Consider the following 16,328-nt stretch of genomic DNA (forward strand, 5'->3'; position numbering starts at 1 on the left):
AGTTGTTTTGCCGCAATTCAATCGAATAAAGCAAAGCCGATCAGTCAAAGAAGAGCGCCCGCCCGTGACACAATCCCCGAAGACCCCGCTGCTCGATCAGGTCAACTATCCGGCCGACCTGCGCAAGCTCGAGGATCGCGAACTGCCGCAGCTTGCACGCGAGGTCAGGGACGAAATGATCGATGCCGTTTCCCGCACCGGCGGGCATCTCGGCGCCGGCCTCGGCGTGGTGGAACTGACGATCGCCATTCACAGCGTCTTCAACACGCCTGACGACCGGCTGATCTTCGATGTCGGCCATCAATGTTATCCGCACAAGATCCTGACCGGGCGGCGCGACCGCATTCGCACGCTGCGCCAGGAAAACGGCCTCTCCGGCTTCACCCGCCGGGCCGAAAGCGAATACGACCCCTTCGGTGCGGCGCATTCCTCGACCTCGATTTCCGCCGGCCTCGGCATGGCGGTCGCCGCCGATATCGACAGGACGGATCGGCGCGTGATCGCCGTCATCGGCGACGGCGCGCTCTCGGCCGGCATGGCTTACGAGGCGCTCAACAATGCCGGCGCGCTCGATGCCCGCCTCATCGTCATCCTTAACGACAACGACATGTCGATCGCCCCGCCGACGGGGGCGATGAGCGCCTATCTCGCCCGCCTCGCCTCCGGGCGCACCTATATGGGCTTCCGCGATTTCGGCAAGAAACTGACGGCCTATCTCGGCAAGAATGTCGACCGCGCCATTACCCGCGCCGTCGAACATGCGCGCGGCTACGTGACGGGCGGCACGATGTTCGAGGAAATGGGCTTCTACCATATCGGGCCGATCGACGGTCATTCCTTCGACCACCTTCTGCCGGTGCTGCGCAACGTGCGCGACAATGCCAACGGCCCGGTGCTGATCCATGTCGTGACGCAGAAGGGCAAGGGCTATCCGCCGGCCGAAGCCGCAGCCGACAAGTATCACGGCGTCAACAAGTTCGACGTCATCACCGGCGCGCAGGCGAAGGTGAAGCCGAACGCGCCGAGCTACACCAATGTCTTTGCCGAGTCGCTGATCCAGGAAGCCACTCTCGACGACCGCATCGTCGGCATCACGGCGGCCATGCCGAGCGGCACCGGCCTCGACAAGTTCGCCGGGATCTTCCCGTCCCGCACCTTCGACGTCGGCATTGCCGAACAGCATGCCGTGACCTTCGCCGCCGGCCTTGCCGCCGAAGGTTTCAAGCCGTTCACCGCACTCTATTCCACCTTCCTGCAGCGCGCCTACGACCAGGTGGTGCATGACGTGGCGATCCAGGGCCTGCCGGTGCGTTTCCCGATCGACCGCGCCGGTTTCGTCGGCGCCGACGGCCCGACCCATGCCGGTTCCTTCGACACGGCTTTCCTTTCCACCCTGCCCGGCTTCGTCGTCATGGCGGCAGCAGATGAGGCGGAGCTGAAGCATATGGTGCGCACCGCCGTCGCCTATGATGCCGGCCCGATCTCGTTCCGCTATCCGCGCGGCGAAGGTGTGGGCGTCGACATGCCGGAACGGGGCCAGATCCTCGAGATCGGCAAGGGGCGCATCGTCAAGGAAGGCACGAAGGTCGCGCTTCTCTCCTTCGGCACGCGGCTTGCCGACTGTCTTCTCGCCGCCGAGGACCTCGATGCGGCCGGCCTTTCGACGACGGTTGCCGATGCGCGTTTCGCAAAGCCGCTCGACCATGCCCTCATCCGCCAGCTTGCCCGCCACCACGAGATTCTCATCACGGTGGAAGAAGGCTCGGTCGGTGGCTTCGGCAGCCAGGTGATGCAGTTCATGGCGATGGACGGGCTGCTCGACCGCGGGCTGAAGGTGCGCTCGCTCGTGATGCCCGACATCTGGATGGAGCAGGCAAAACCGGAGGCGATGATCGCCCATGCCGGGCTCGACCGCGCCGGCATCGTCTCGACCGTCTTCAACGCGCTCGGCCGTGGTGTGGCGGTCGGCGTGGCCGGCTAAGGCAACAGGCCGACCGGTTTTGTTATTCCGGCTTCCTGCCGTCGCGGTAGAAGACCATGCCGCCGTGATGCAGCACGTCGCCGACGAAATCGCCGTCGGCGGAAAAGCCGGTATCGTCCCAATATTCGATATGGTCGCCGGTCACTTCGTAGCGCCCCTGATAGGCGCTCTTTCGCGTGCCGCGCGCCTCGTCGTAACGGCCGTTCGGCAGCAATTCCTGGCGGACATGTCCGTCGCCGGTGATCCACATGCCGAGATAGGGGTGGTTCTGCATTTTTTGCTCCTCTGGCAAAGCCGGCGTGGAGGCGGCCAGCGAAAGGACCGCTCCCGCAAGGGCTGTGCGGATCGCCACGGTCACATCCCCACGCTCAAGGTCGGTCGCACGGTAATGTCGTTGACGTCGACATCCTCGGGCTGCTCGATGGCGAAACGGATCGCTCTGGCGATGGCGTCCGGCTTCAGGGCGATCTCACGAAAAGCCACCATCGCCTCGGCCGCGAAGGGCTCGGTGATCGTCTCGGCCAGTTCGGATTCGACGACGCCGGGATAGATGCAGGTCACGCGCAGTTTCCTGTTTTCCTGCCGAAGGCCGTCGGAGATCGCGCGCACCGCATATTTCGTAGCACAATAGACGGCTGCCGTCGGCACGACGGACAGGCCGCCGATCGAGGAGATGTTGATGATCTGGCCGCGCTCCTGCGCGTTCATGATCGGCAATACGGCGGCGATGCCGTAGAGCACGCCCTTGATGTTGACGTCGATCATCCGGTCCCATTCCTCGACCTTGAGCGAGGCCATCAGCGACAGCGGCATGATGCCGGCATTGTTGACGAGCACGTCGATGCGACCGAAAGCGTCCACCGCCGCCCTGGCGAAGGCCTCCGCATCGGCCCGGTCGGTGACGTCGAGCGCGCGGAACTCGACCGTGCCGCCGCTTTCGCGGATCTCCCTTGCCAGCGCTTCCAGCCGGTCGGTGCGGCGCGCGCCGATCATCAGCCTGGCGCCCGCGGCGGCCAGTTCGCGCGCGGTGCCGGCGCCGATGCCGCTGCTGGCACCCGTAATCAGAACCGTCTTGTCCTTGATACCACTCATGTTCCTGTCCTCATGCTTGCATCCGGACCGCAGCCGGATGCCGCCGGTCCATGCGCATGAAATTGGGCCTGAGGGGCGCAAACCGATAGCAAGCTTCTCCGGATTTCTTGCACGATCGTCCGAAACCGGATCGCAGCGCTTGGCATTTGCCGCAGCGTCGGTCATGCTGAGCGTATGGAAAAGCTTGCCGAACTCGCAGACCTGATCGATCGCCACACGCGCATGGACGGCAGTTTTGAGACGTCCTTGCCGCGTGTCGGCATCATACGATCCTCCGCCCGCACCGAGCCGATCCACACGCTTTACGAACCGTCGCTCTGCATCGTCGCGCAGGGGCGCAAACGCGCCGTCATCGGCGAGATCGCGCATGTCTACGACGCCGCGCACTATCTCGTCGTCGGCGTCGACCTGCCCGTCATCGGCGCCGTCGTGGAGGCGAGCGCCGACCGGCCCTATCTGTGTCTCAGGCTGCAGCTCGAGCGCGGCCTATTGGCCGAAATGCTGCCGGCGGCGCAGGGTCGTCCGCCGGAAAGCGCGGCAGCCGGCGTCAGCGCCACGACGCCGGAACTCCTCGATGCCGCCGTGCGCCTGCTGCGGCTGCTCGATGCGCCCGAGGATGCGGAGATCCTGGCGCCCTTGATCGAGCGGGAAATTCTCTACCGGCTCGTTCGCGGGCCGCAGAGCGCGCTTCTGCGGCAGATCGCCAATGGCGAGAGCAGGCTCAACCAGATCGGCCGGGCCATCGATTTCGTGCGGAAGAATTTCAGCGAGCCCTTCGCCATCGAACACCTGGCCTCGGTGGCCGGCATGAGCGCCTCATCCTTCTACGAACATTTCAGGACCGTGATGGCGATGAGCCCCTTGCAGTTTCGCACCCAGCTGCGCCTGCAGGAGGCGCGGCGGCTGATGGTGACGGAGGGCCTGAGTGCCGCCGAGGCGGGTTTCCGCGTCGGCTACGACAGCCCCTCGCAGTTCAGCCGCGATTATGTCCGGGTGCATCATGTGCCGCCACGGCGGGATATCGAGCGCCTGCGCGCGGCGGCCGGCTAGTTTGCAAAAAGAAAGGGCGACATCGAATGCCGCCCCCTCCCCGTTCATCTGTCGGGAGATCACTCTCAGAATTCGGTCCAGTCTTCCTGGACCACGGCTGCGGCAGCGGTGGCCTGCTTGCCGCCGAAAGCCTTGTTGACCTTGCTGGCGAGCGCACGGGCCGGCGAGGCGACCGGGCGGGACGCCGGGGTTGCGGCAACGGTCCGCGGGGCCGGAGCGGCGGCCTGGGCGCCGAGCTTGAACTGGCGCAGCAGGTCGTCGAGGGCGGCCGCCTCCTGGGCGAGCGCGTGGCTGGCGGCCGTCTGTTCTTCGACCATGGCGGCGTTTTGCTGGGTGCCCTGGTCCATGTTGTTGACGGCCGTGTTGATCTCCTGCAGGCCGATCGACTGTTCGCGGGTGGCCGTGACGATCGCGCCGACATGGCGGTTGATTTCCTGAACCTCGGCGACGATCGCTTCCAGCGCCTTGCCGGTTTCGCCGACCAGGCCGACGCCGGCATTGACCTGTTCGCTCGACGTGGTGATCAGCGCCTTGATTTCCTTGGCGGCGTTGGCCGAGCGCTGGGCCAGTTCGCGCACTTCCTGGGCGACGACCGCAAAGCCCTTGCCGGCTTCACCGGCACGCGCGGCTTCGACACCGGCGTTCAGCGCCAGGAGATTGGTCTGGAAGGCGATATCGTCGATGACGCCGATGATGTTGGAGATCTCGCCCGAAGACTTTTCGATCTGCTGCATGGCCGAAACCGCGCGGCGGACGACTTCACCGGACTTTTCAGCGCCGAGGCGGGTGCGCTCGACGAGGTTGCCGACATCTTCGGCGCGCTTGGCGGAGTCGCGAACCGTGGTCGTGACTTCTTCCAAAGCGGCTGCCGTTTCTTCGACGGCGGCCGCCTGCTGCTCGGTGCGGCGGGCGAGATCGTCGGCCGCGGAGCGGATTTCGCCGGCGCCGGCATTGATGGCCGAAGCGTTGCGGCCGACGGACTGCAGGGCGGCCTGCAGCTTTTCGACGGCATGGTTGAAGTCGTTGCGCAGGCTGTCATATTGCGGCGCGAAGGCCGTGTTGATGCGGGCGGCGACATCGCCGTTGGCAAGGCCGGCAAGGCCGCCGGCCAGCGCTTCGACGGCAAAGCGGATCTCGCCCTCTTCACGGGCCTTCTGCTCGTCGCTCAACTGGCGCTGACGCTCGGCTTCGCCGCGCATGCGGTCGGTTTCGCCGGCCAGCTGCTGCTTTTCGATGGCGGCTTCCTTGAAGACCAGCACCGACTGCGCCATGCGGCCGACTTCGTCCTGGCGGCCGGTCGCCGGCACCTCGATATTGTGGTCGCCGCCGGCCAGACGGTCCATGGCGGCCGTCATACCGACGATCGGGCGGACGATGGTGCGCGACAGAGCCCAGGCGAGCGCGGCTGCGGCGAGTGCTGCGGCAATGCCGCCGGCCAGAAGCGTGGTCTTGAGATCGCTGTTGGCATCGGCTTGAGCGGCGGCAAGGGCCGTGGACTTCTCGCGCGCCAGCGACTTGATCTTGGCGGAGGCGGCGCGGAAGCCGTCGAGCTGGCCCTTGGTGGCGTTGACGCCGATCTTGACGACGTCTGCGATCGGCGTTTCGGTTTCCTTGCGGGCCTTGGCCTGCGGCTCGGCGAGTTCGTGGAAGTAGAGGTCGGCGGCCTTCTGCATGTCGTCGATCATCGCGACCAGCTGAGGCTCGGCGGCGGCGGTCTGCTTGGCGGCGGCGATCGCCTTCAGCATGCGTTCGCGGTTGGCGAAAATGTCGCCATAGGTGCTGTCGCTGCGGAACAGAATGAAGCCGCGCAGGTTGACGGCCTGCTCGAGCATGGCCTGCAGCGCGTCGTCGATCTGGTTGACAAGAAGCTCGGATTTTTCCTGCTCGGCCGAAGCGCTCGCCGACGTGTTTGCCTTGGAATAGACGAAAGCGGAAACGGATACGAAGATGAGGATGAGTGCTGCGAACGTGGCCGCAAGCTTGCCATTCAAGGATATGTTTCGGGCGAACATCGGTCAATTTCTCCTGGCGACATCAGGCGCGACAAGGGGCGACCACGCACAGGCGCGGCCACAAGACTTCTTGATGAGGAACATGATCGGCGGGGAGGACGCGGGAGCCTTCATGGCACGAAGCGATTCAAAAGCGAACCGCTGCAATCGAGGTGAACCTATGCGGGCAGGGATTTAAATTTGTTTAAATTTGTGCGCCGCAATAGAGATCAGTTTAAATTATTGCGCTCCCGGCAATGCCGGGTCGTGCCCGCGCATCCGGAATGCCAACAAAATGCTTGCAACCGACGGCTTTGCCCGTCATTCACAGCCGATGTCCGATCACAACAGCCAGCGCCTCGACCAGCTTCTCGTCACCCTCGGCCTCTTTGCGAGCCGTTCGCGGGCGCGCGATGCCGTCTCGCGCGGCACGGTGAAGGTCGCCGGCAGGGTCGTGACGAAGGCCGGCGCCCTCTTCGGCCCGGATGCGGCAATCGAGATCGACGACCCGGCGCAGGACTATGTTTCGCGCGCGGCCCTGAAGCTTGTCGCAGCCCTCGACCATTTCGGGCTCGACCCGGCGGGACGGCACTGTCTCGACGTCGGTGCCTCGACCGGCGGTTTCACGGAAGTGCTGCTGGAGCGGGGTGCCGCGCATGTGACGGCTGTCGATGTCGGCCACGGGCAGATGCATCCGCGGATTTCGGCCGATCCCCGCGTCACCAATATCGAGGGGCTGAACGCCCGCAACCTGACGGCCGAGGATATCGGTGCGCCCGTCGACTTCGTCGTCTCGGATGTCTCCTTCATCTCGCTGAAACTGGCGCTGGCCCCGGCTCTCGATCTAGCGCAGCCCGGTTCCATCGCCGCCATTCTCGTCAAGCCGCAATTCGAGGCGGGACGCGAGGCGATCGGCAAGGGCGGGCTGCTCAAGGACCCGGCCTGCGGGCCTGACGTGGCGGCTGAGCTGGAACGCTGGTTCACGGCGGATATGGGCTGGAAGAGTTTCGGCCTCATCCCCTCGCCGATTTCGGGCGGCGACGGCAATCAGGAATATCTACTGGCAGGGACGAAAGCGTGAGCACGGAAACCATTACCATCGACAGGCTCGGCGCACAGGGCGACGGCATTGCCAGCGGCAAGGACGGGCCGGTCTACGTGCCCTTCACGCTACCCGGCGAGACGGTCGCGATCGCCCGTGTCAAGAACCACGGAACGGTCATGTCGATCGCGTCTGCCTCCGCCGACCGCCAGGAGCCGGTCTGCCGGCATTTCGGGCCTGACGGCGTCAACGGCACCTGCGGCGGCTGCACGCTGCAGCATATGGCCGACATCCCCTACCGCGCCTTCAAGCGGCAGCTCGTCATGGACGCGCTGAAATCCAAGGGGCTGACGGCAGAGGTGAGGGAGATCGTCCCGGCCCATCCCGGCGAGCGGCGGCGCGTGGTCTTTGCCGCGCGCAAGACCGAGAAGGACATGCTCATCGGCTTCAACCAGGCCGAAAGCCACCATATCGTCGCCATCGAGGAATGTCCCATCTCCTCGGCGGGGATCATGTCCCGGCTGCCGGCGATCAAGGCCGTCGGCGCGGCCGTCGCGACCAACGCCAATGCGTTCCGCATCGCGGTTCTCGAAACACTCACCGGCCTCGATCTTGCCGTCGAGGGCGCAAGCAAGCTTTCCGACCAGCAGCGGCGCAAGGCGATCGAGGTGGTTCTTGGCCTTCGCGGCATCGCGCGTGTCTCGCTCGACGGCGAAATCCTGATCGAGCCGGCGAAGCCCCTCGTCGAATTCGGCGGCGTCAAGGTCTCACCGCCTGCCGGCGGCTTCACACAGGCGACGAAGCCTGCCGAAGAGGCGATGGCCGAACTGGTGCTCGCCCATGTCGGCAAGGCCAAGCGCATCGCCGATCTCTTCGCCGGTGCCGGCACGTTTTCGCTGCAGCTTGCCCGTATCGGCCGCGTGCACGCCGTCGAAGGCGACGGCAAGGCGGTTGCGGCCCTCGACCATGCGGCGCGCAACACGCAGGGGCTGAAGCCCGTCACCGTCGAAAAACGCGATCTCTTCCGCCGCCCGCTGATGACATCCGAACTCAAGGTCTATGACGCCGTGGTCTTCGACCCGCCACGTGCGGGCGCCGAATTCCAGTGCAAGGAACTGGCGCGCTCGGCGGTGAAGAAGATCGTCGCCGTCAGCTGCAATCCGCTGACGCTTGCCCGCGACCTTGCCCTGCTCGTCGAGGGCGGCTACCGCATCACCTCGGTCACGCCGATCGACCAGTTCCTGTGGACCTCTCATGTCGAGGTCGTGGCGACGCTGGAGAAGTAGACGGCCACAACCGCGCGGCTGATGCGCTGGAAAGGCTCAGCGGCGCATGAAGGCCTCGAAAGCGGCGCGCGCTTCGCCGCTCTTGAGGCGCGCCGCGAAATGGCGGGCTTCCTCGTCGATGCGGGCGATGATCTCCTCGCGGGGGCCGCGAATGAGATCGCGGGCGATTTTCAGGGCTTCCGGCGGTTTGGCGGCAAGCTTCGCGGCCGCGGCCAGCGCCTGGCTTTCCACCTCCGCCGGTGCCGCCACTTTCCAGATCAGGCCGGCCTGTCTCGCGTCCTCGGCGGAAAATGCCTCGCCGGCGGCGAGCATGGCAAAGGCGCGCTGATGGCCCATGATGCGCGGGGCGATCAGGCTGGAGGCGGCTTCCGGCACCAGCGCCAGATCGACGAAGGGGGTGCGGAACTGGCTGCGGCCGGAGGCGATCGTCAGGTCGCAATGCAGGTTCAGCGTCGTGCCGATGCCGATCGCCAGGCCGTCGACGCCGGACACGAGCGGCTTTTCGGCATTGACGAGAGCATAGAGGAAATCGATCAGTTCCTGCCCCATGCTGCCGCCCATGGCTGCGGCGAGGAAGTCGCCGATATCGTTGCCGGCCGAGAAGCAGCCGTCGGTGCCGAGAAAGACCGTAGCCCTGATATCGGCATCGGCATTGGCGGCATCGAGCGCCTCGACCATGCTGCGGTACATGGCGCGGGTGAAGGCGTTCTTCTTTTCCGGCCGGTTGAAGCGGATGAGTTGCACGGCCGGATGATCGGCGGACCGTTCGATGATGACGGGGTCGCTCATGTTCAGCTCCTTCAGGCGAGAATCGTGCGGGCCGCGGCAAGGCTTTCGGCACCGTTGACGATGCGGTCTTTCAGCGCCGCCGTTTCCGACAGAAGGTTTTCGGCGGCAAAGCGGCAAAGCGCGACGCGGCCCTCTGCCGCCCCGTCCGCGGTGCCGGCAAGGCCGCCCTTGGCGAGATAGCAGCCGGTCAGCGCGAGGCCGAAAAGGCGCTGGTAGGCTGTGGCGCCGGACAGGGCCCGCGCCAGTTTACCCTCGGCGAGGCTAGCCAGCAGCCAGTCCGTCGCCTCCTGCAGGTCGGCAAGCGACGCTTCGAGCCGGTCTGCCGTCATGCCGAAGCCGTCGATGTTCGAACCGCGGACGGATCCGGCGATCGCCTTCAGTTCGGCAATGAACGCCCTGACCTCTCCGCCATCCGACAGAGGCAGCTTGCGGGTGACGAGATCGATCGCCTGGATACCGTTCGTGCCCTCGTAGATCGGGGCAATGCGGGCATCGCGCAGGTAGCGGGCGGCACCCGTTTCCTCGATGAAACCCATGCCGCCATGGACCTGGATGCCGAGGGAGGCGACCTCGACGCCGGAATCGGTGGCGAAGGATTTGGCGATCGGCGTCAGCAGGGCGGTGCGTTCCTGCCAGTGCGCGCGGCGATCGGCAGCGCGGTGGGCCATGTCGATCGCATGGGCGCAGGCATAGGCGATGGCACGCGAGCCCTGCGTCAGCGCCTTCATGGTGAGCAGCATGCGGGCAACGTCGGGATGGTCGATGATCGGGCTCATGCCGGCACCGCTCCAGCCGGGCGCCCTGCCCTGCGTGCGCTCCCTGGCATAGGCGATCGCCTTCTGCGTCGCGGCCTCGCAGATCGCGACACCCTGCATGCCGACGGCAAGGCGGGCATTGTTCATCATCGTGAACATGCAGGCGAGCCCCTTGTTCTCCTCGCCGATCAGCCAGCCGACGGCTCCTTTCTCGGCGCCGAACCTGCCGTCGCCGTAGATCATGGTGCAGGTGGGCGAGCCGTGGATGCCGAGCTTGTGCTCCAGCGAATGGCAGTGGAGATCGTTGCGGGGGCCGAGCGAACCGTCGTCGTTGACGAGGAATTTCGGCACGAGGAAGAGCGAGATGCCGCGCGTGCCGGCAGGGGCATCCGGCAGGCGGGCGAGAACGAGATGGATGATATTGTCGGCCGCATCATGCTCGCCCCAGGTGATGAAGATCTTCTGGCCGAAGATGCGGTAGCTGCCGTCGTCGCTGCGCTCGGCGCGCGCCCTCAGGACGCCGAGATCGGAGCCGGCATGCGGTTCGGTGAGGTTCATGGTGCCGGTCCATTCGCCCGAGACCATGCGCGCCAGATATTTTTCCTTCAGCGCGGCGCTGCCATGCACGTTCACGGCCTCGACGGCGCCCATGGTCAGCGTCGGGCAGAGGGCGAAGGCCATGGAACCGGAATTCCACATTTCGAGGGCGGCAACATTCAGCATATGCGGCAGGGCCTGGCCGCCGAACTGTTCCGGCGCCGTCAGGCCGTTCCAGCCGCCGGCCGCCCAGTTGCGGTAGAGATCGCGCCAGCCGTCCGGCGTCCTCACCTCGCCATCGGAGAGGCGGGCGCCCTGACGGTCGCCGATCTCGGCCAAAGGCGCGATTTGCTCCGTGGCAAATCGTCCCGCCTCGGCCAGGATGGCATCGACGAGATCCTCGCCGAGATCGCCCAGGATGCCGCCGTCAATTGACTGCGCCATTCCGGCGACGTGCTTCAGCGTGAACGCGATTTCCTCGACAGGCGCCTTATACATCCGATTTTCCTCCGCATTCGGCTGGCAGCCGGCAAAGCCGATGCCCCAGCGCCTCCGTTCGAAGAGCTAATTGATTTTTACGTAAACGTCAATTTGCTTTCCGCTGATAAGCTTGGACGAGCGCGCCTTTTGCCTTGTGCTCTTGCGCAAACAAACGTCATGGAGAATCTCTAAGCGTGTCGCGCTCTTTCAGGGCCGGCGCCATGCTGCAGGTTTTGTTTGACGCGAGGCGTTATCGCAAAACCGCTGCACGGTTTTGCGCGGCATGTTTCAGTAGGATTGATCGCTTTCGCGAGAGGATCGGCAAAATGGATACCTTGCCCGTCAACATACCCGGCCTTGTATGGGCCTACCGCTTCTCGCCGGAAAGCAAGGTGGCCGTGCGGCTTCAAAACAGCGCGACCGCCGCCGAGCTGGCCGCCGACGACGGTTTCTACTGGCTGCATCTCAACCTCGCCGATGCCCGCGTGCCCGCCCTGCTCGACACGCTCGGCGTGATGGACGACGCCAAGGCGGCCCTGACGACGCGCGACACGCACGCGGCGCTGACCGTCGACGAACAGATGCTTTTCGGCACGCTGGTCGATTGCCAGCGCGAGTTCGACCAGGACACGGCCAATCTCGGCTGGCTGCACTTTGCGATCTCCGACCGCTACATCATCACCACCCGGCTGCAGCCGCTGAGAAGCGTGGAGCGGGCACGCGCGACGATCGCGAAGAATCCCGGCAAATTCGCCCGGCCCGTCGATCTCTTCGAACTGCTCGTGACCGAATTCCAGCGCACGCTGATTTCCGTCGTCATCGAGCTCACCGAAGAGCTCAACCTGATCGAGGACTTCGTCTACGACAACGCGCCGCGGGACGAACGCCGCAGGCTCGCGCCGGTCCGCCGCACGATCGTTCGCCTGCACCGCCATCTGCGCACCGTGCTGGCGCTGATGCGGCGGGCGGCCGCCTCCGACGAGGACGAAATGCCCTTCGGCTTCGACGACGTTGCCGGGCGGCTGACGAGCCGGCTGGAAACGGTCGATCACGATATCTATGCGCTGCAGGACCGCGCGCGGCTGCTGCACGAAGAAATCGATTCCAAGCTCTCCTCGGAGACGAACCGCCACCTCTACCTTCTGTCGATCATGACGGCCTTCCTGCTGCCGCCGACACTCGTGACCGGTTTCTTCGGCATGAACACCGCCAACCTGCCCTTCGCGGTCGGCGACTACGGCACGGAATATGCCGTCGGGCTTATCGTCGCCTCCATCCTCTTTGCCTGGTGGCTGTTGCGGCGGGTGGACATTCTCTAGGGTATTTCCTTTTCCGCACAAACGAAAACGCCCGGCGCGGCGGCCGGGCGTTGTTTGCGAACCGGTGCCTGCCCCTCAGTAATAGGGCGAATAGCACTGCTGGCGCGGGCCGTTATAGGGCTGGAACGTATTGTCGTAAGCCCGGTAGGACCGATAGCGGTTTTCGCACCAGGCGACATGGCTCGGATTGATGCCCGAGGGGGCCGGTGCGGGCGCGTAATAACGCGGCTGGGCGGCAATGGCGCCGCCGATGACGGCACCGGCACCGAAGGCCGCCAGCGGATACCAGTAGCCGTTATAGTGGCGGTAGCCCGGCCGGTAGTAGGAATAGCCGCGATAGCCGCCGTACCAGCCGGGGCGATAGGCCGGACGGTATCCGGGATAGTAGCCTGGGCGATAACCCGGACGATAGTAGCGGCGATATTGGACGTTTTCGACAGGCGACGATTTTTCCACCTGCGGGGCGGCCGGCATCTGGATTGCCTGCGACGGCACGAAGCTCGTCACAACGACGGCGGCGGCCATAACCGCAGTCGCGACCTTCTTACTCAGCCCAAACATTGCGTATCTCCGATCAAGAGCGAAAAAAGCCTGCCGGATAACGGACAAGACGGGAAAACGTTCCCGAAAGACCCGAAGACGGCATTCACGCTCCACTTCTACCGGAGGCGAAATGAACCGGACATTAACCGACGGCGATCGCCCTCAGGCAACGACCGAGAGCTTGGCCTGATCGCCCTGCAGACGGTTGATCATGAAATTCGAATACCATTCGAGAAACTGCATGACGCCGCCTTCGTGGGCCGCGGAATAGGGGCCGGGCTCATAGGCCGGCGAACGGATGCCGAACGCGTTTTCCTCGACAATGCGGCGATCCTGATCGTTGGTTTCGGTCCAGACATGCGTCAGTTCGTCGAGGTTGTAATCGACGCCCTCGACCGCATCCTTGTGGACGATCCATTTGGTCGTCACCGCCGTTTCGTTGGCGCTGAGCGGCAGCACGCGGAAGGAGATGGCGTGGTCGCCGAGCAGATGGTTCCACGTCGTCGGATAGTGGAAGAGCAGCATGGTGCCGATATGGCTGATCGTGACGTCGTCGGAAAGCGGGCGCTTGACGGCGCGCTTGCCGGACATGGTGTAGCTTTCGGCATCCTCGATCAGCGGCATGCGGGCCGTGCGGAACTGCCCGTCCGGCGAGATCTGGAACTTGCTCGGCAGGCCGGCCGCCTCGCAGCGCGCCCAATGGCCGGCGATCTCCGGATCGTCGGCGCCGCCGTCCGTGCCGGTGACGCTCGGGGCTTCCGGATAGGTGCGGCAGAGTTCAGGATGGTTTGCAGCGCAGTGGTAGCACTCGCGGTTGTTTTCCCAGACGAGCTTCCAGTTGCCCTTCTCGATGATGGTGCTCTGGAAGGCGATCTTGGCCTCGCCGATATGGTGCGGCGCCATATAGGGCTCGATCTTGTCGCGCACCGTCTGGAAATCCGGCGCGACGTTGGCGAGGCAGATGAAGACGTAGCCGGCCACCGTTTCGCAATGGACCGGCTTCAGCCCGAAGCCGCTCTTGTCGAAATCGTCGCCCATGTGGCGGGCGAAGGCGAGCTTGCCGTCGAGATCGTAGGTCCACTGGTGATAGGGGCAGACGAGGCGCACGGAAGAGCCGTGCTCCTTGGTGCAGACGCGCGAGCCGCGATGGCGACAGCTGTTGTGGAAAGCACGGATGACATTGTCGCGGCCGCGCACGATGACGACGGGATAATCGCCGATCTGGACGGTGAAATAGGCGCCCGGCTTCGGCAATTCGCAATCATGGCCGATGAACAGCCAGTCGCGGTAATAGATCATCTCCATGTCCAGACGGAAATAATCCTCGTCGATATAGAAGGGCTGTTCGAGACTGAAACCCTCGCGGCGGCTCTTGAGCTGGCGCAAAACGTTGCTGCGAATATCCATCTGCCTATCCTCGTGCCTATGGCTGCCGCCCCGCTGGAGCCCGGCAGCGGAAGCGCGGCCGCTTCCTTCTCCGTCCGGAGAGCTGGTCATGGCGTTATTTAAGCACCGAGCATGCCGCCCGCTTGGTTGTAAAGCGACATCCGCTTCGAAAATGACGACAGGAAGCCCGGCCGGTTTGCGGAAACAGCCACATGGCCTTGATGATCGTCAATTGCGACATTTCGCGGCGCTTCAGACATAAACGAATCCAATGCCGCGGGCAAAGCCCTGTCGCATTTGCGACATGGGGGCTGCGAACCCGGCTCCGGCAGCTTCTTCCTGCCGTTTTAACAGGGCGTTAAGCATGAAATCCTATCCTTGCCGGCGACCCACACAGCAGAGACTGCGGAACGCCATGGCCAAACTTCGATATTTCGACGCGCGGGAAGAGATAAAGCCTGCCGAACCGCGGCTTCTCACCAAACACTCGGAATTCCTGCGCACCGGCCGCATCAGCCGGCGGCGCGAAGACTGGCTTCCGGAAGAGCGCCGCTACCTCACCCATGAGGAAGTGGCCGCAAAGACCGCACGCAAGCTGCAGGCCGCCGGCGAAAAGACCCACCAGAACATCAACGGCTTCCACCGCGCGATCCAGTTTCCGAAAATGATCTTCCACCGGACGCTGGCCGACAGCCCGCATCTCGGCTACTGCCACGTCACGGCCTCGCGCACCAAATTCGCCCGCTACGACGAGGTGGCCTGGGCCTTCTACATCGCCAACTTCTATTCCGATATCGGCGACAACGACAATTTCTTCGACAATATCGCGGTGCAGAATTCCCGCATGTATTTCGCCGTGGCGATCAAGCCCGGCGAGAGCACGCCGGAGAAGATGGTGGTCGACCGCTCGGTGCGCGGCAACGGCCTGCTCTTCCGCACCAACGATCCGCAGATCGCCATCCGCAACATCCTGCTGCTCGGCGCCCGCAACGAGCAGCTGCGCCAGATCATCCGCCAGCTGTAGGCCGCAAGCGCTTCAGGCGGGATTGATCGCGCCGCAAGGAAGGCCTAATGACTGCCGCAGCAATAACCGGGCAGCACATGGCACGCATCATCGACATCAGGGCGGACAGGCAGGCAGCGCTTGCGGCCGGCTGCGCGGCACTTGCCGAGGGCTTTGCGATCGCCATCCCCACCGAAACCGTCTACGGACTTGCCGCCGATGCCACCAATCCGGCGGCGATCACCCGCATCTACGAAACCAAGGGCCGTCCGCGCTTCAATCCGCTGATCTGCCACATGGCCGATCTCGCCATGGCCGAAACCTATGCCGAATTCGATCCGGTCTCTCGCGCGCTTGCCGAAGCCTTCTGGCCCGGCCCGCTGACGCTGGTCCTGCCGCTGAAGGCCCAAACATCGATCCACGCGCTGGCAACAGCGGGCCTCGACAGCGTCGGCATTCGCATACCGAAGGGTTTTACCGGCGATCTCATCCGCGCCTTCGGGCGGCCGCTGGCGGCTCCGAGCGCCAATACGTCGGGCAAGGTGAGCGCCACCAGCGCGGCCCATGTCGAGGCCGATCTCGGCGCGAAGATACCGCTCATCCTCGACGCGGGCGCAAGCACGGTCGGCGTGGAATCGACGATCGTCAAGCTCGAAGACGGCGAGTTGCGGATGCTCAGACCAGGCGGATTGCCGGCCAGGGAAATCGAGCGGGTCGCCGGAAGGCGGCTGTTGCGTTCGAAAAAAGCGGCTGCCGCGATCGAAGCGCCGGGCATGCTCGCCTCGCATTACGCACCGGGCGCGGCCGTGCGGCTCGACGCCACTGCACTGGAACCCGGCGAGGCGCTGATTGCCTTCGGCCCGGACAGGGTGGCAGGCGCCGAGCGGGCGGCGATCACGCTGAACCTCAGCCCGCGCGGCGACCTTTCCGAAGCGGCCGCCAATCTTTTCGACTACATGAAGAGGGCCGATGCCAGCGGCGCCGCCGTGATCGCCTTTGCGCCAATCCCCGACGAAGGGCTTGGAGAGGCGATCAACGACCGGCTGCGGCGCGCAGCGGCACCGCGCGAGTGAG

15 protein-coding genes are annotated in these 16,328 nt (G+C 64.8%); 7 read left to right on the plus strand and 8 right to left on the minus strand.

Annotated features, from left to right (window positions below; all coding sequences use genetic code 11):
• The first annotated feature begins 64 nt into the window (after positions 1–64).
• The gene (gene dxs / locus ACFPWW_RS22420; protein WP_377313247.1) at positions 65–1,981 is read left to right on the plus strand and encodes a 1-deoxy-D-xylulose-5-phosphate synthase; all 1,917 of its coding nucleotides are present in this window, start codon (positions 65–67) and stop codon (positions 1,979–1,981) included.
• A 22-nt stretch (positions 1,982–2,003) separates the two neighbouring features.
• Here the strand turns inward: dxs and ACFPWW_RS22425 are convergent, their stop codons facing one another.
• Both ACFPWW_RS22425 and ACFPWW_RS22430 read right to left on the minus strand, forming a co-directional pair.
• The gene (locus ACFPWW_RS22425; protein ID WP_377313827.1) at positions 2,004–2,294 is read right to left on the minus strand and encodes an Atu4866 domain-containing protein; all 291 of its coding nucleotides are present in this window, start codon (positions 2,292–2,294) and stop codon (positions 2,004–2,006) included.
• 41 nt (positions 2,295–2,335) lie between these two features.
• Positions 2,336–3,073, minus strand: a complete 738-nt coding sequence (locus ACFPWW_RS22430; RefSeq protein WP_113414483.1) for an SDR family oxidoreductase — start codon at positions 3,071–3,073, stop codon at positions 2,336–2,338.
• A 174-nt stretch (positions 3,074–3,247) separates the two neighbouring features.
• Between ACFPWW_RS22430 and ACFPWW_RS22435 the strand changes: the two genes are divergently transcribed.
• On the plus strand, positions 3,248–4,123 hold the full coding sequence (locus ACFPWW_RS22435) for an AraC family transcriptional regulator (protein ID WP_112704323.1): 876 nt from the start codon (positions 3,248–3,250) through the stop codon (positions 4,121–4,123).
• A 65-nt stretch (positions 4,124–4,188) separates the two neighbouring features.
• On the opposite strand, the gene ACFPWW_RS22440 is transcribed toward ACFPWW_RS22435, so the two are convergent.
• The gene (locus ACFPWW_RS22440) at positions 4,189–6,135 is read right to left on the minus strand and encodes a methyl-accepting chemotaxis protein (protein ID WP_377313248.1); all 1,947 of its coding nucleotides are present in this window, start codon (positions 6,133–6,135) and stop codon (positions 4,189–4,191) included.
• A 274-nt stretch (positions 6,136–6,409) separates the two neighbouring features.
• On the opposite strand from ACFPWW_RS22440, the gene ACFPWW_RS22445 reads away from it, so the two are divergent.
• Positions 6,410–7,195, plus strand: a complete 786-nt coding sequence (locus ACFPWW_RS22445; protein WP_377313249.1) for a TlyA family RNA methyltransferase — start codon at positions 6,410–6,412, stop codon at positions 7,193–7,195.
• On the plus strand, positions 7,192–8,442 hold the full coding sequence (locus tag ACFPWW_RS22450; protein ID WP_377313250.1) for a class I SAM-dependent RNA methyltransferase: 1,251 nt from the start codon (positions 7,192–7,194) through the stop codon (positions 8,440–8,442). Before ACFPWW_RS22445 ends, ACFPWW_RS22450 begins: the two co-directional genes overlap by 4 nt.
• Positions 8,443–8,478: 36 nt before the next feature.
• On the opposite strand, the gene ACFPWW_RS22455 is transcribed toward ACFPWW_RS22450, so the two are convergent.
• Together ACFPWW_RS22455 and ACFPWW_RS22460 are read right to left on the minus strand one after the other, a co-directional pair.
• The gene (locus ACFPWW_RS22455; RefSeq protein ID WP_112573208.1) at positions 8,479–9,231 is read right to left on the minus strand and encodes a crotonase/enoyl-CoA hydratase family protein; all 753 of its coding nucleotides are present in this window, start codon (positions 9,229–9,231) and stop codon (positions 8,479–8,481) included.
• Between the two features lie 11 nt (positions 9,232–9,242).
• Positions 9,243–11,021: an acyl-CoA dehydrogenase gene (locus ACFPWW_RS22460; protein ID WP_377313251.1), complete on the minus strand. Its 1,779-nt coding sequence runs from the start codon at positions 11,019–11,021 to the stop codon at positions 9,243–9,245.
• A 308-nt stretch (positions 11,022–11,329) separates the two neighbouring features.
• Here ACFPWW_RS22460 and ACFPWW_RS22465 point away from each other — a divergent pair, with 308 nt between their 5' ends.
• Positions 11,330–12,322 (plus strand): transporter, encoded by a 993-nt coding sequence (locus ACFPWW_RS22465; protein WP_112573204.1) that lies wholly within the window; start codon positions 11,330–11,332, stop codon positions 12,320–12,322.
• A gap of 75 nt (positions 12,323–12,397) precedes the next feature.
• Here ACFPWW_RS22465 and ACFPWW_RS22470 read toward each other — a convergent pair whose 3' ends face one another.
• The 3 genes from ACFPWW_RS22470 to ACFPWW_RS22480 form a co-directional block, all read right to left on the minus strand.
• Positions 12,398–12,883: a BA14K family protein gene (locus ACFPWW_RS22470; protein WP_112704506.1), complete on the minus strand. Its 486-nt coding sequence runs from the start codon at positions 12,881–12,883 to the stop codon at positions 12,398–12,400.
• A gap of 144 nt (positions 12,884–13,027) precedes the next feature.
• The gene (locus ACFPWW_RS22475; protein WP_112758163.1) at positions 13,028–14,272 is read right to left on the minus strand and encodes an aromatic ring-hydroxylating oxygenase subunit alpha; all 1,245 of its coding nucleotides are present in this window, start codon (positions 14,270–14,272) and stop codon (positions 13,028–13,030) included.
• A 98-nt stretch (positions 14,273–14,370) separates the two neighbouring features.
• Positions 14,371–14,511, minus strand: coding sequence for a hypothetical protein (locus ACFPWW_RS22480; RefSeq protein WP_377313252.1), 141 nt, complete (start codon positions 14,509–14,511; stop codon positions 14,371–14,373).
• Between the two features lie 155 nt (positions 14,512–14,666).
• On the opposite strand from ACFPWW_RS22480, the gene ACFPWW_RS22485 reads away from it, so the two are divergent.
• Both ACFPWW_RS22485 and ACFPWW_RS22490 read left to right on the plus strand, forming a co-directional pair.
• The gene (locus ACFPWW_RS22485) at positions 14,667–15,275 is read left to right on the plus strand and encodes a DUF6656 family protein (protein ID WP_112573199.1); all 609 of its coding nucleotides are present in this window, start codon (positions 14,667–14,669) and stop codon (positions 15,273–15,275) included.
• Between the two features lie 77 nt (positions 15,276–15,352).
• Entirely contained in the window at positions 15,353–16,327 is a 975-nt protein-coding gene (locus tag ACFPWW_RS22490; protein ID WP_377313829.1) for an L-threonylcarbamoyladenylate synthase, read from the plus strand.
• Position 16,328: the final 1 nt, after the last annotated feature.

Source organism: Rhizobium sp. GCM10022189 (genome assembly GCF_042656325.1).
GTDB lineage: Bacteria > Pseudomonadota > Alphaproteobacteria > Rhizobiales > Rhizobiaceae > Rhizobium.

What these genes read in the sequence shown, in the direction of transcription:
- ACFPWW_RS22430 (WP_113414483.1), bottom strand. Translation starts at nt 3,073, where the DNA reads ATGAGTGGTATCAAGGACAAGACGGTTCTGATTACGGGTGCCAGCAGC.
- ACFPWW_RS22435 (WP_112704323.1), top strand. Translation starts at nt 3,248, where the DNA reads ATGGAAAAGCTTGCCGAACTCGCAGACCTGATCGATCGCCACACGCGC.
- ACFPWW_RS22440 (WP_377313248.1), bottom strand. Translation starts at nt 6,135, where the DNA reads ATGTTCGCCCGAAACATATCCTTGAATGGCAAGCTTGCGGCCACGTTC.
- ACFPWW_RS22445 (WP_377313249.1), top strand. Translation starts at nt 6,410, where the DNA reads ATGCTTGCAACCGACGGCTTTGCCCGTCATTCACAGCCGATGTCCGAT.
- ACFPWW_RS22455 (WP_112573208.1), bottom strand. Translation starts at nt 9,231, where the DNA reads ATGAGCGACCCCGTCATCATCGAACGGTCCGCCGATCATCCGGCCGTG.
- ACFPWW_RS22460 (WP_377313251.1), bottom strand. Translation starts at nt 11,021, where the DNA reads ATGTATAAGGCGCCTGTCGAGGAAATCGCGTTCACGCTGAAGCACGTC.
- ACFPWW_RS22465 (WP_112573204.1), top strand. Translation starts at nt 11,330, where the DNA reads ATGGATACCTTGCCCGTCAACATACCCGGCCTTGTATGGGCCTACCGC.
- ACFPWW_RS22470 (WP_112704506.1), bottom strand. Translation starts at nt 12,883, where the DNA reads ATGTTTGGGCTGAGTAAGAAGGTCGCGACTGCGGTTATGGCCGCCGCC.
- ACFPWW_RS22475 (WP_112758163.1), bottom strand. Translation starts at nt 14,272, where the DNA reads ATGGATATTCGCAGCAACGTTTTGCGCCAGCTCAAGAGCCGCCGCGAG.
- ACFPWW_RS22480 (WP_377313252.1), bottom strand. Translation starts at nt 14,511, where the DNA reads ATGTCTGAAGCGCCGCGAAATGTCGCAATTGACGATCATCAAGGCCAT.
- ACFPWW_RS22485 (WP_112573199.1), top strand. Translation starts at nt 14,667, where the DNA reads ATGGCCAAACTTCGATATTTCGACGCGCGGGAAGAGATAAAGCCTGCC.
- ACFPWW_RS22490 (WP_377313829.1), top strand. Translation starts at nt 15,353, where the DNA reads ATGGCACGCATCATCGACATCAGGGCGGACAGGCAGGCAGCGCTTGCG.